Below are 12,323 nucleotides of genomic sequence, written 5' to 3'. Positions count from 1 at the left end.
TGTTACCCTATAACTTGTGGTACTTGTAGCATCATATTAGTGAAAAATTCCATTAATCGGCCAAAACCCCAATGCGCACCATAAATAAGCGCTAATAACGTCGCAATTAAACGTGGTAAGAAACTCAGCGTTTGTTCATTAATCGATGTTGCAGCCTGAAATACAGAGACAACTAAACCAACCAATAGGCCAGGTACAACAACGGCACATACCAACAGTAATACCGTCCATAATGCTTGTCTAAATATATCTACAAAGACTTCAGGTGCCATGTTGTTCCCAACTATTTATAAACTCACAGGTGAGTAAATTACTCAGCGTATTGATGAACGGAGTACTGAATATGTTTGAGCCTAGGTTTAAAAATGAATAGCTGTAGAGCATCGTCATAAACCAAAGCTACCCGCAAGTGTGCCCATAATCAGGCTCCAACCATCGACAAGCACAAACAGCATCAACTTAAAGGGTAAAGACACAATCATAGGCGATAGCATCATCATACCCATAGCCATTAAAATACTGGCAACAACTAAATCAATAATCAAAAATGGTACAAAAACCATAAAGCCAATTTGAAATGCCGTTTTTAACTCACTGGTTACAAAGGCCGGGATTAAGACCCTAAAAGGTACCTCTTCAGGTGAATTAGCTTCAACCTTGGCAATACGCATAAAGGTATCAATGTCGGTCACTCGGGTCTGCGCTAACATAAATTGTTGCATCGGCAGCTTTGCTTGCTCAAAAGCTTGCATCGACGTCAATTCTTCATTTAAATAAGGCTGCACAGCATTATCATTAATACGTTCAAATACTGGCGACATGATGAAGAAAGACAGGAATAAGGTAATGCCCACTAATACTTGGTTAGACGGGCTTTGTTGCAGACCCAGCGCTTGACGTAAAATAGACAGTACAATGATGATACGGGTAAACGAGGTCATCATAATCAATGCTGCGGGGATAAAACTAAGCGCGGTCATCATGGCTAAAATTTGCAATGACACCGAGTATTCTTGCGAACCATCATCGTTGGTAATCAGTTTTACCGCCGACATCACCGAATTATCAGCCCAGGCTGCCGAGGTAAATAATACCAATAGTAAAGCGACTAAGATCGTAAACTTACTTTTCATTATGCTGTTTCATCATTTGGGCTAATTTAGTAGCAAACGGGTTGAGCTCTGGCTGATTATTTTCCAGCGGCTGCGGTAATGCTTTAAGCAAACTAATTTGCTGTCCAGTGACGCCGACAAGCACCTGTTCGTCACCTACTTTTATCACCATAATACGTTCTTTTGGCCCGAGAGGTAAGGTAGCAACAACTTGTAATTGTTGATGGTTACTCCCAAAGACACGCGATTTTTTGGCAATCCAAGCTAACATCAAGATAACCGCAAGAACTACCAGCAATGATAATAGCCATTGCAGCATATCCAGATCATTCATATTATTTAAGTTTCTTAATGCGTTCAGTTTGGCTGATAACGTCAGTTAAACGAATACCAAATTTATCATTAACAACAACCACTTCACCGTGAGCGATAAGCGTACCATTAACCATCACATCAAGCGGCTCACCGGCAATACGATCAAGCTCAACAACCGAGCCTTGGTTTAGCTGTAATAAATTACGAATACTAATTTTACTACGACCAACTTCCATCGAGATCACAACGGGAATATCAAGAATGCTATCTAGTTTTTGTTGATGTTCAGCTGAAAATGCATTGTCATCATTGTTAAAATCTTCTAATTCAGTCGCTTCAACATGGCTTTGCTCTGCCATTGCAGCCGCCCAGTCATTAGCCATTTGATCTTGGTCTGTACTCATTTAAATACCCTATTTATCGTCATTTTCATCGTCTAAGGTTAATAATCCACCACGTAATGTCACATGATCGATATCTGATTTCGCTAAGTTGCTTACTTTTAATTTTTTACTTATTTTAACCGCAACATTATCTTTATTACGACCAAGTTTGGCTTTATAACTTGGTAAGTCTTCAATAAATACAGTGAGTTCTTCAGGCATATCAACAGGAATAATATCGCCTGCTTTTAGTTCCATGATTTGCCCAAGTGTTAACTCAGTTTCAAGTAACCGCGTGCTAAGTCCTACTGGTACATCTAAGATCTCTTCTTGCAGTGCGGAACTCCAACGTTCATCGGTATCTTCTTTATCACTTTGTACACCCGCGTCGAGTAATTCACGAATTGGCTCTAACATCGAATACGGCATCGTAATATGAAAATCACCACCACCACCATCAAGCTCGATATGGAATGAACTCACCACAACCACTTCAGTTGGGCTCACAATATTAGCCATCGCAGGGTTTACTTCCGAATCCAGGTATTCAAATTCTGAATCCATGACTGGTGCCCATGCCTCGTGATAATCTTCAAATACTATTTTTAATAACATCTGAATAATACGGCGTTCGGTAGGAGTAAACTCTCGGCCTTCAATTTTGGCATGATAACGACCATCACCACCAAAGAAATTCTCAACCAAAATAAACACTAAGCGTGCTTCCATGGTGACTAACGCCGTGCCTTTTAAGGGTCTAAAACGTACCATGTTCAAACTTGTCGGTACAAATAATGTATGTACGTACTCGCCGAACTTGAGCATTTGCACACCATTAATAGAGACTTCCGCAGTACGACGCATCATATTAAAGAGGCTGATCCGCATGTGACGAGCGAAACGCTCATTAACCAACTCCAACGTTGGCATACGACCACGTACAATGCGATCTTGCGATGAGAAATCAAAATCAACAATACTGCCACTGTCTTCGACGGTGTCAAACTCATCTTCTTCAACATCATCGACACCATGTAATAGCGCATCAATCTCGTCTTGGCTTAATAAATCACTCACGCTTAACCTACTGCATTACAAAACCAGAAAACAGGATTTTTTCAATCGCTGCAACTCCGGTATATTTTGTCAAAATTTCATTCACATTCGTTAACGAATCTGTACGTAATAATTCTTTACCTTCATAGGTCGCTAATTGCTGCTCTGTGGTCGCACTGAATACTTGCAGCAATGTACTTTCAACCAAAGGGATATTGGCTTTTGCTAGATCTTGGTTATCAGAGCCTCGTACCATTAGCTGTACTTTTATTTGCACCAAACGTTCACGCTTCAAGCCAATAATATTAAATACAAAAGGACGCGGCATCGCTACATAATAAGCTGTCTGATTAGCTGATTTATCGACTGTTTTCGTCACCACTTCCGCACTATCAGCTACAGTGCTGTCGTCGCTTAACAAGAAAAATGCAGCCGCACCACCCGCAAGCGCTAGCACTAAAATAACCGCGATAATAATAATTTTCTTATTACCTTTACCTCTATCTTCTATTTTCAAATCTTTATCGTCGGCCATTGTCGTCCTTAAATCGAGTAGTCTATTACGCTATATGAATGCTGATATTATTATTGATTTAACAGTTTAGGCGTAAAAGTCTACGCCTTTCGCCGAGTCTTGCCAATACTGAGTCGCCACAGGGGCTTCACTCTGTGATTCTATCGCGTAATTCGTTTCGTTATTGCTATTTTTTTGTCCGTTTTCTTGTCTTGATTGCTGAAAACCAGATTGCTGCTGGCCACTGTCGGGTTGCACCTGTGTATCACCCAGTGTTATGCCTTGTTGTTGCAGCATTTCTCTTAACCGCGGCATTTGTTGTTCAAGTAGATCTCGACTTTGATGATTCTGCGCTTGAATTGTCACATTTATCTGATCATTTTGCACAACCAATTTGATATTCATACTCCCCAATTCAGCTGGGTCTAAACGAATTGTCGCCGTTTGCAATTCTTTACCGGCCATGATGGCAATTTTTTCATTTAATTCAGAACTCGCAAGGTTGTTATTTAGATGAACGCGCTTGTCGAGTACTTGTTGCTCTGCATCTGTCAATACGGGGTGTTTTACAGCGGTTCTAGCGGCTTGTTCTAACGGCTCTGGTTTACGAGCTGACTCCATAATTTGGGCAAAATCAAGTTGTTCAATAGCGTCTGTTGCTGCTGTATTCTGTTGTTCTAGTGTGGGGGTTGCGGCGTTGCTGCTCTCTGTGGTGACACTGCTAATTCCAGCGGCCATCGCATTAGCCTGACCAAACGGCGTATTCTTTGCGCCACCAACTTCGCCCTGCGCAGCAGTAAGGCTAGCTTTGCCTGAACTATCTAATAAACCATTAGGCGAACCGTCGTCTGTCACCAATGAATCAGCTTTTGAAGCGGTAGCATTATTGTTCGTTAAGCTAGCCCCCGTCGGCATGCCAGCTAACGTTGAGGCTGTCAACATCGTCATAGGATCTGTCGTAGCGATAGTCGTAGTCGCTGCACTATCTAATTCCGCAATCTCTAGCTCAGCTAGATCAGGCACAGATAAACCAGCTATGTTAGTTTCGATGGAGGCAATATTCGCCCCCTTATCAGCTGCAGGCAATTCATTACCGTTCTTCACTCCTTGCCCTGGAGAACTGGCCGCACTATCTTGCAACAACATAGATGACTGACCCAGACGCGCGAGGAAGTCATCATTACTTTCACTTTTTAAAGCACTATCCGTTGCATTCATGACACTTGGTTCATCGTCTGCTATCAAGCCAGCATCCACCATTAACCCAGCACTCATGCCTTCCTCTGTACTCTCGACTGAACCTAGAGCAACAATCTCGGATATCTGGTTTTTACTGCTATCAAGACTATTCTGGGCAAGGTCGCTGTTATCAATAGTACTTTTATCTACAGTACTTTTATCTACAGTACTTTGCTTGTCACTGCTAAACAGCGAGAATAATTTAGAAAAGCTACTTTCAGCTGTATTTGACTCTGTATCACCCGCTATATCGGCAGCAGCATCGCCTTTGACATTGAGCGTAGACGATTTGTTATTCGCCGCCTGCCCGTCTATCGTCGCTGATTTTTGTAGAGAGAAAGTCATAGTCGAAGCCTAAATGTCATCAATAAGAAGTTATAGCGAATATAACTGCAAAATTCACGCCAAATTATACTCCTGCAGACCTTTAACGATTATTTTTACGTTTGAAATATTGGAAGTTAGAAAACTCATCCAGATCTTTTTGCTCACGGCGATGTTCGACAAGTTGCGCGGCGGTTTTACGTTTATCCAATAATAACCCAAGCGCATCACGTTTTTTACGGATCTCCATCCAATCCCAATGTTTGTTATTGACTGTTTGTTGAATATTATCCAATGCCTGCTTTTGCTCAAACTCTGCGAGTTCTAGTTTTTTCATGAAGTTATGATAATGCGCGTAGCTATCGCCGGAAATACCCTCGGCACCTTTGTCAGTAAACTTCTGCAGGTATTGTTTACGATAATCACTTAGCTGCTGCATTTGAGTTTGGTAACGCACAGCATCTTGCTTAATCATTGCATAGACTCTTGAGGCATTCTTTTCTTGTTCTTCAAGCTGCTGATAAACACGCTCTAATGCGGTATTAGACATATTATTGACACTGTTTCATTATGGTAGCGCCACACCTAAATGTGGGGCGATTGCGGTCAGCATTTCTTCACACTGTGAAAATGGAATCACTTCCTTCATGCCCTGTTGTAAGAATTGATCCATGGCTGGTTTTAAACGAATAGCACGATCAATTTTAGCGTCAGCCCCTTGGCTATAAGCGCCAATCGCCACAAGATCTTTATTTTGTTGATATAACGAGTAGGCCTGCTTAAAACCACGTGCAGCAGCTTGGTGGAAGTCCGTCGTGACCATCGGCATCACACGGCTAATCGATTTCTCAATATCAATGGCAGGGTAATGTCCCGCATCGGTTAAGTCTCGAGATAATACGATATGGCCATCAAGAATGGCGCGTGATGCATCAGCAATCGGATCTTGTAAATCATCACCTTCCGTCAGTACGGTAAAGAAAGCGGTAATGGAACCTTGTTCATCACTGCCGTTACCAGCACGCTCCACCAGCTGCGGTAATTTTGCAAATACCGAGGGCGGATAACCTTTGGTTGCCGGTGGCTCGCCGACGGCTAAAGCAATTTCACGCTGCGCTTGAGCAAAACGCGTCAACGAATCCATTAACAATAAAACATTTAAACCTTGGTCACGGAAGTATTCTGCAATAGCTAATGCCGTTTCACAGCCTTTTAGACGCATTAAAGGTGAGGCATCCGCAGGGGCTGCAACAACCACTGAACGCGCGCGCCCTTCTTCACCCAAGATCTCTTCAATAAATTCTTTAACTTCTCGGCCACGTTCACCAATCAACCCAACCACAACCACATCAGCGGTAGAGCCGCGTGTCATCATACCTAACAGTACACTTTTACCGACACCTGAACCCGCAAAAAGCCCCATACGTTGGCCTTGACCAACGGTTAGCATAGCGTTAATAGCTTTAACACCGACATCAAGCGGTTGCGAGATTTGTTTACGTGCCAATGGATTAATACGTTTAGCAGTAAAAGAGGTGCTTTCTCCGGTAATGATCTCGCCTTTACCATCAATCGGTTTACCCACACCATCTAATACTCGCCCAAGTAATGCCATACCGACCGGAATACCTTGAGTTTCATTGAGGGGAGTCACTTTTGCACCAGGAATAATACCAGTGACTTGCTCGCTGGGCATTAGAAATAACTTATCACCATCAAAACCAACAACCTCGGCATCCATCAACCCATTATCTGTTTCAACTGAACACAAACTACCTATAGCAGCGCGGCAACCAACAGCTTCGAGCGTTAAGCCAACAACACGAGTTAACTTGCCTGCCACAGTGGGCTTGTTCGCCAATGACTTTGTTTTTAATTGTTGTAATCGACTAAGAAGTTCGGTCATTATACGCCCGGTTTATTGGCAACAAGGAATTGACGCATCATCTGCTTGATACGCTGTTCCATTAATAGTTCTACCGACGAGACTTCGTTATTAATAACCAAATCGCCCTGCTTCATCATCGGTTCAGAGATTAATACCCAGCCACGTTTTTCGCATTCTTCCGCGGCGTAATATTCATTAATTACGGCTAAATCATCTGGGTGTAATGTGATAGTAATTTTTTGTTCAAGTACAGGTAGCGCAGCCAATGCAAGTTTTAATGTTTGTAACAATACATCATGATTAAAGCTCACTTCGGTCTTAATCAGCTCTTCGGCTAACCCCGTCGCCACACGGATTAGTTCATTTTCAACTTCGTTATTAACAGCAGCTAAAGGCGTATGCATTTGCGTTTGTAGTTGCTCCCACGCTGCGGCTTTCTCTATTATTTGGTGCTGACCTTGTGCCAATCCTTGTGCCAAACCTTGTGCAAGCCCTGCTGTTTCGCCTTGACTAAGCCCTTCAGCTGTCCCACTCGCTAATCCATCTTGATAACCTTGTGCTTTCCCTTCCGCAAAACCATCTTCGTAAGCCGCTTGACGTATTTCATCAAGCTCCTCAGCTGTCATCGGTTGAGGTTCAATTTCCTCTACAGGTGCGTGGCTTTGTTTACCTTCATACCAATCATGCTTCATGCCCAGTGCATTGGTATTAAGCGCTGCCGCTTGGGTATTGCCAAATTCCGGTAAATACCAATCTTCGATTTGGTGTTCATCAGTACCATCAAAAGAGGGCATATTGTGTTTTAAGCTTTCAGTCATTGGTCTATTCCATCAACGGTCATGTACTTACAAGAAGTCATCACCACCGCCTCCACCCAGCATTATTTCACCACTGTCAGCTAAGCGACGCGCAATAGACAAGATCTCTTTCTGAGCCGATTCAACTTCACTGACGCGGATAGGCCCCATCGCTTCAAGATCGTCTTCAAGTATTTCAACTTGACGTTTCGACATATTTTTGAAGATCTTATCTTTCAGTTGATCATCTGCACCTTTCAGTGCTTTTTGTAATTGTTCTTGTGACACTTCTCGTAGTAAGGCTTGAATACCACGGTCATCAACATCGATAAGGTTTTCGAATACAAACATAAGGTCTTGGATCTGCTGGCTGATCTCTTCGTCTGACTCACGAATAGCATCCATCAACTGACCTTCAATATTAGTATCAAGGTAATTCATAATATTGGCAGCCGCTTTCAAGCCACCCATTTTCGCGGCTTGCGCACCAGATTGACCAGCAAACTGTTTCTCCATGATCTCATTTAATTCATGCAATGCCGCTGGTTGTACTTCTTCTAGGTTAGCAATACGCATCATTAAGTCGATACGCACCTTGTCTTGGAACTGCGATAAGATCTCAGCTGACTGTTCAGGCTCTAAATACGACAATACAATCGTTTGGATCTGTGGATGTTCATTATGAATGATATTAGCAACCTGACGTGCATCCATCCATTTCAATGAATCAAGCCCTTTCGCACCACTACCCATGATGATTTGGTCAACCAAGTTACCCGCTTTATCAGCGCCTAACGCAGCCGTTAAGGCATTACGTACAAAGTCTTCGCTGCCCACACCAATATTGGTGAATTTTTGGATATCATCAATGAACGCACGATGTACGCCCGCCACTTTAATTTGAGAAAAATCTTTCATCGATGCCATCGCCATACCCAAGCGTTGTACTTGTTTTGGCTCTAACTGACGAAAGATAGTCGCCGCATCATCTTCATTCAAGCTCAACATTAAGATCGCTGAACGCTCAATGCCCGTTAAGGTGGTCGCATCAAACTTCTCGACCGTTGCTACTTGTTTATTCGAATTAGGCATCTTCTATCATCCATTCTTTTATCACTAATGCAGTTAAGTCAGGCTCGTTGGCAACCAGTGCGCGAACGGCTTCTAGCAAATCTTCATCTTTATGTAAGTTCGGTAATTGTAAATGACCACTGCGCATCGCAAAATCAGTATCACCATCGGTATCCGCGGTAAGCAACTGCATATCTTCATCATTTTCAATCGCGCTAATACCTAAATCTAAATCTTCTTTGCTTTCTTCTGGCTCGTTATTAATTAAACGCTTAATCATAGGACGAATAATCGCCATGATTAATACCACAATCACAATCAAACTTGCAGCGATACGCACGGCGCGCCAAAACCACTCTTCTTCCCAGATAGGTAAATCAGCCATCGCCGCTAATTCAGGACGATTAAACGGTATTGCAACAACTTCTAAACTATCACCACGATTAACATTGAAACCTACACCACCTTGTAATACGCGGCGAATATTAGCAACTTCAGCTTGGCTGCGCGGTTCTCTGACTAAGGTTCCGTCAGCACCAGTACTGTTGATGTAATCGACCGCGACCGAGACGCTTAAGCGTTGGATAACACCACTTTGTGATTTGGTATGGCTGATCGTGGTATCGAGTTCGTAGTTTCGGGTCGATTCTTTTTGTGATTGCCCGATAGGACGAGCAGCCGCATTACCTGCACCAGCTTCTTCAGGGATATCAGCATCTAATGGTGGTTGATTGGTTAATGCGCCAGGAATACCTTGATTACCATTACCGAGCGATTGACGTTCAAGTAACATTTCACTACGTACTGCTGGTAAATCAGGATTAAACCGTTTTTGAGTTTGTTCTGTTACACTAAAGTCCATCGATACATCAACTTCAGCGGTATAGTTACTTACCCCTAATATAGGGATCAGAATTGAGTCAATTTTTTCACGGTACTCACGTTCATGATTCTTGACCATCTCAAATTCGCGGCGACCTTTCGCAGCGAGCATATCTTGGCTACCCGAATTGAGCAGGCGACCATTTTGGTCTGTTAGTGTCACACGCGTTGGCTCTAACCCCTGTACCGCAGAAGCAACTAACTGCACCATAGAATCAATATTTTCTTGAGAAATAGCACTGCTATGACGTACTGTTAAGACAACCGTTGCACTGGGTTTCTTTTCGCGTTTAGCAAATACATTTTCTTTCGGGATCGCAAGTAAGACTTGTGCTTTAGACACGTGCTTAAATTCTTCTAACGCACGGGAGATTTGACGTTCACGGCCAAGTTTTAAACGTTCACGTTCGACGCGTTGACTGACACCAAAGCCCATATCCTTCATTAAGATATCGTCACCTTGTAATTCTGCAGTAGCGAGCCCAGAACGGCGTAAGTTAAGCTTAATGTCTTGATATTGTTCTGCTGGCACAGACACTGTATCACCATTAATTTTATATTCTATTTTCTGTTGGTCTAAAAATTCGAGGGTTTCAATCAGTTCAGCTGTTTGATACGTGCCCAACGGACGCATTTCAGGTTCTTTACCCCAAAGTAAAATAAAGACCACTAAAGTTAGCGAGATAGCTAATGCTAAAATGAGAATAATTTGGCGTAAGACGTCAGCATTAGAAAAAAAGCCAAATGCAGAGCTTTTTTGTTCATTTTCATCCAATTGCGCTAAATCATTACCCATATCGCTATTGTTTGCGATACCTGTATTTGAAGCTGTATCAGCCACAGCAGTACTCCTTTACCCGAGATTAAACAGGCATGCTCATTATTTCTTTATAAGATTCGATCAGTTTATTGCGAACCTGTACCGTAGCATCGAATGCCACCCCAGATTTTTGCGAGGCTATCATAACATCACTTAGGGATACACTGCGATCTCCTTGATCGAATCGAGTGCGTAAATCACCTGTATTCTGCTGTAATCCATTCACATTATCCATTGCTTGCTGCAACATATCACCAAAATTAGCCGATGTCGTGCTCGGTACTTTTACTGCGCTAGGATCTGTTTCAAATTTCGTCGCTTGTAACGACATACTTTGCATTTCAGAGTAAAGATTGTTGGCTGCGATATTCATGGATTATCCTTGGTTGTCATATTTTTGACCGACTCGACTAATTTCGTCACTAACCAAATAAAGCAATTGTTATGCCAACAAAAAAGGCCACAATTTCAATGAATTGCGGCCTTAATATAAAGTAAATATGAATTAAGCTGGAATTTCAATTCCTTGTTCACGCATTTTCGCTAATTTATAGCGTAAGGTACGCGGGCTAATACCCAGTTTTTCTGAAACATCCTTACGCACACCACGACAACCAATCAAGGTTTCCAAAATAATTTGATATTCTTGCTGACGTAATTCATTACCTAACGGTTCTGTTGGCATATTCACGGGTGCTCTCACTACGGTTGTTTTCGCCGCTGTCGGTATATCAGTCTTAACCTGTAGTTCTGGCGCCACGCCATCACCCATTGATAGGGTAAAATCAGCTGCAGAAAAATCTTCTAAAATCAGATCTTCTGTTTTAACCTGCCCATCAACCGCTAAAATCATCGCACGTTGAATAACATTGTCTAATTCACGGACATTACCCGGCCAGTGGTAGATCTGTAATTTTGTTTTTGCGCATTCAAGTAATGCCAATGTCGGCATATTATTTTGCTTACAGTGCAGTTTTAATAAGTGCTCGGCAATCGGGAGAATATCGCCTTTACGCTCCGCCAATGGTAACCAAGCTAATGGGAATACATTTAAACGATAATATAAATCTTCTCTGAATTCACCATTTGCCACAGCTTGCTTCATATTACGGTTACTGGTCGCAATAACACGCACATTTAATTTAATGGTTTTACGGCTACCGAGCCGTTCCACTTCACGCTCTTGCAATACCCTTAACAATTTAACTTGCAAGGCTAAATTCATCTCTGATATTTCATCCAGTAAAATGGTGCCGTTCTGTGCTTGCTCAAACTTACCAGGACATGCTTGAATAGCGCCTGTAAACGCGCCTTTCTCGTAACCAAACAAGGTTGCTTCCAGCATATTATCCGGGATCGCAGCACAGTTAATCGCTACATACGGACCATCGAATCGCATCGAGTTATCATGAATATAACGTGATAAGACTTCCTTACCTGTACCACTTGGGCCTGTCACCATAACAGTGGCATCTGACTTGGCCACTTTACGCGCCAAGTTTAACAACTGCTCGGTTTTTATATCGCCATAGCAAGGCGTACGTTTCACTTCTTTTTGTGGCGGTACATAACGACCGACCTGATTAATCAATACTTCAGGTGAAAACGGCTTACCGATGTAATCCACTGCGCCATTACGCATTGCCGTGACAGCATCATCAACTTTGGCATATGCCGTCATCAACAACACAGGTAAATCAGGGTGCTTTTGTTTAATATTGTGTAGTAATGTTAATCCGCTCATACCGCCCATTTGGACATCACTCACGACCATATCATAGGTTTTTTTACCTAATGCAATCAAGGCGCCTTCACCACTATCAACTTCATCACATTCGTAACCAGCCATTAATAAGGTATCAACCAAGGCTTCACGAAGACCTAAATCATCTTCAACAACAAGAATTTGAGAATGGGACATA

Annotated in this window: 14 protein-coding genes; all 14 read right to left on the bottom strand. The window is 42.5% G+C overall.

What is annotated here, in order from left to right:
* Positions 1-2: 2 nt before the first annotated feature.
* The gene (gene fliQ / locus FR932_RS01945) at positions 3-272 is read right to left on the bottom strand and encodes a flagellar biosynthesis protein FliQ (protein ID WP_019441903.1); all 270 of its coding nucleotides are present in this window, start codon (positions 270-272) and stop codon (positions 3-5) included.
* Positions 273-386: 114 nt separating this feature from the next.
* Entirely contained in the window at positions 387-1,133 is a 747-nt protein-coding gene (gene fliP, locus FR932_RS01940; protein WP_019441902.1) for a flagellar type III secretion system pore protein FliP, read from the bottom strand.
* Positions 1,123-1,446 (bottom strand): flagellar biosynthetic protein FliO, encoded by a 324-nt coding sequence (gene fliO / locus FR932_RS01935; protein ID WP_019441901.1) that lies wholly within the window; start codon positions 1,444-1,446, stop codon positions 1,123-1,125. The genes fliP and fliO overlap by 11 nt, the downstream gene beginning before the upstream one ends.
* A gap of 1 nt (position 1,447) precedes the next feature.
* Positions 1,448-1,831, bottom strand: coding sequence for a flagellar motor switch protein FliN (fliN, locus tag FR932_RS01930; RefSeq protein ID WP_019441900.1), 384 nt, complete (start codon positions 1,829-1,831; stop codon positions 1,448-1,450).
* A 9-nt stretch (positions 1,832-1,840) separates the two neighbouring features.
* Positions 1,841-2,887 (bottom strand): flagellar motor switch protein FliM, encoded by a 1,047-nt coding sequence (gene fliM / locus FR932_RS01925; protein WP_019441899.1) that lies wholly within the window; start codon positions 2,885-2,887, stop codon positions 1,841-1,843.
* Between the two features lie 7 nt (positions 2,888-2,894).
* On the bottom strand, positions 2,895-3,401 hold the full coding sequence (gene fliL, locus FR932_RS01920; RefSeq protein ID WP_019441898.1) for a flagellar basal body-associated protein FliL: 507 nt from the start codon (positions 3,399-3,401) through the stop codon (positions 2,895-2,897).
* A gap of 66 nt (positions 3,402-3,467) precedes the next feature.
* Positions 3,468-4,964 carry a flagellar hook-length control protein FliK gene (locus FR932_RS01915; RefSeq protein WP_019441897.1) on the bottom strand — a complete coding sequence of 499 codons (1,497 nt, stop codon included), beginning with the start codon at positions 4,962-4,964 and terminating at the stop codon, positions 3,468-3,470.
* Between the two features lie 82 nt (positions 4,965-5,046).
* Positions 5,047-5,493 carry a flagellar export protein FliJ gene (gene fliJ / locus FR932_RS01910; RefSeq protein WP_019441896.1) on the bottom strand — a complete coding sequence of 149 codons (447 nt, stop codon included), beginning with the start codon at positions 5,491-5,493 and terminating at the stop codon, positions 5,047-5,049.
* Between the two features lie 18 nt (positions 5,494-5,511).
* Complete coding sequence (fliI, locus tag FR932_RS01905; RefSeq protein ID WP_019441895.1) at positions 5,512-6,849, bottom strand: flagellar protein export ATPase FliI; 1,338 nt, start codon at positions 6,847-6,849, stop codon at positions 5,512-5,514.
* Positions 6,849-7,649, bottom strand: a complete 801-nt coding sequence (gene fliH, locus FR932_RS01900) for a flagellar assembly protein FliH (RefSeq protein ID WP_019441894.1) — start codon at positions 7,647-7,649, stop codon at positions 6,849-6,851. Before fliH ends, fliI begins: the two co-directional genes overlap by 1 nt.
* A 27-nt stretch (positions 7,650-7,676) precedes the next feature.
* On the bottom strand, positions 7,677-8,720 hold the full coding sequence (fliG, locus tag FR932_RS01895; protein ID WP_019441893.1) for a flagellar motor switch protein FliG: 1,044 nt from the start codon (positions 8,718-8,720) through the stop codon (positions 7,677-7,679).
* Entirely contained in the window at positions 8,713-10,422 is a 1,710-nt protein-coding gene (gene fliF, locus FR932_RS01890; protein ID WP_019441892.1) for a flagellar basal-body MS-ring/collar protein FliF, read from the bottom strand. The genes fliG and fliF overlap by 8 nt, the downstream gene beginning before the upstream one ends.
* Before the next feature lie 22 nt (positions 10,423-10,444).
* Positions 10,445-10,774, bottom strand: a complete 330-nt coding sequence (gene fliE, locus FR932_RS01885; protein WP_019441891.1) for a flagellar hook-basal body complex protein FliE — start codon at positions 10,772-10,774, stop codon at positions 10,445-10,447.
* A gap of 132 nt (positions 10,775-10,906) precedes the next feature.
* Positions 10,907-12,322: a sigma-54-dependent transcriptional regulator gene (locus FR932_RS01880; protein WP_019441890.1), complete on the bottom strand. Its 1,416-nt coding sequence runs from the start codon at positions 12,320-12,322 to the stop codon at positions 10,907-10,909.
* Position 12,323 lies beyond the last annotated feature (1 nt).

It is taken from the genome of Moritella marina ATCC 15381 (assembly GCF_008931805.1).
GTDB classification, from domain to species: Bacteria; Pseudomonadota; Gammaproteobacteria; order Enterobacterales; family Moritellaceae; genus Moritella; species Moritella marina.
This window is presented reverse-complemented; position numbering and strand designations above follow the sequence as displayed.

What these genes read in the sequence shown, in the direction of transcription:
- fliQ (WP_019441903.1), bottom strand. Translation starts at nt 272, where the DNA reads ATGGCACCTGAAGTCTTTGTAGATATATTTAGACAAGCATTATGGACG.
- FR932_RS01915 (WP_019441897.1), bottom strand. Translation starts at nt 4,964, where the DNA reads ATGACTTTCTCTCTACAAAAATCAGCGACGATAGACGGGCAGGCGGCG.
- fliP (WP_019441902.1), bottom strand. Translation starts at nt 1,133, where the DNA reads ATGAAAAGTAAGTTTACGATCTTAGTCGCTTTACTATTGGTATTATTT.
- fliE (WP_019441891.1), bottom strand. Translation starts at nt 10,774, where the DNA reads ATGAATATCGCAGCCAACAATCTTTACTCTGAAATGCAAAGTATGTCG.
- fliO (WP_019441901.1), bottom strand. Translation starts at nt 1,446, where the DNA reads ATGAATGATCTGGATATGCTGCAATGGCTATTATCATTGCTGGTAGTT.
- fliG (WP_019441893.1), bottom strand. Translation starts at nt 8,720, where the DNA reads ATGCCTAATTCGAATAAACAAGTAGCAACGGTCGAGAAGTTTGATGCG.
- fliI (WP_019441895.1), bottom strand. Translation starts at nt 6,849, where the DNA reads ATGACCGAACTTCTTAGTCGATTACAACAATTAAAAACAAAGTCATTG.
- fliJ (WP_019441896.1), bottom strand. Translation starts at nt 5,493, where the DNA reads ATGTCTAATACCGCATTAGAGCGTGTTTATCAGCAGCTTGAAGAACAA.
- FR932_RS01880 (WP_019441890.1), bottom strand. Translation starts at nt 12,322, where the DNA reads ATGTCCCATTCTCAAATTCTTGTTGTTGAAGATGATTTAGGTCTTCGT.
- fliH (WP_019441894.1), bottom strand. Translation starts at nt 7,649, where the DNA reads ATGACTGAAAGCTTAAAACACAATATGCCCTCTTTTGATGGTACTGAT.
- fliL (WP_019441898.1), bottom strand. Translation starts at nt 3,401, where the DNA reads ATGGCCGACGATAAAGATTTGAAAATAGAAGATAGAGGTAAAGGTAAT.
- fliN (WP_019441900.1), bottom strand. Translation starts at nt 1,831, where the DNA reads ATGAGTACAGACCAAGATCAAATGGCTAATGACTGGGCGGCTGCAATG.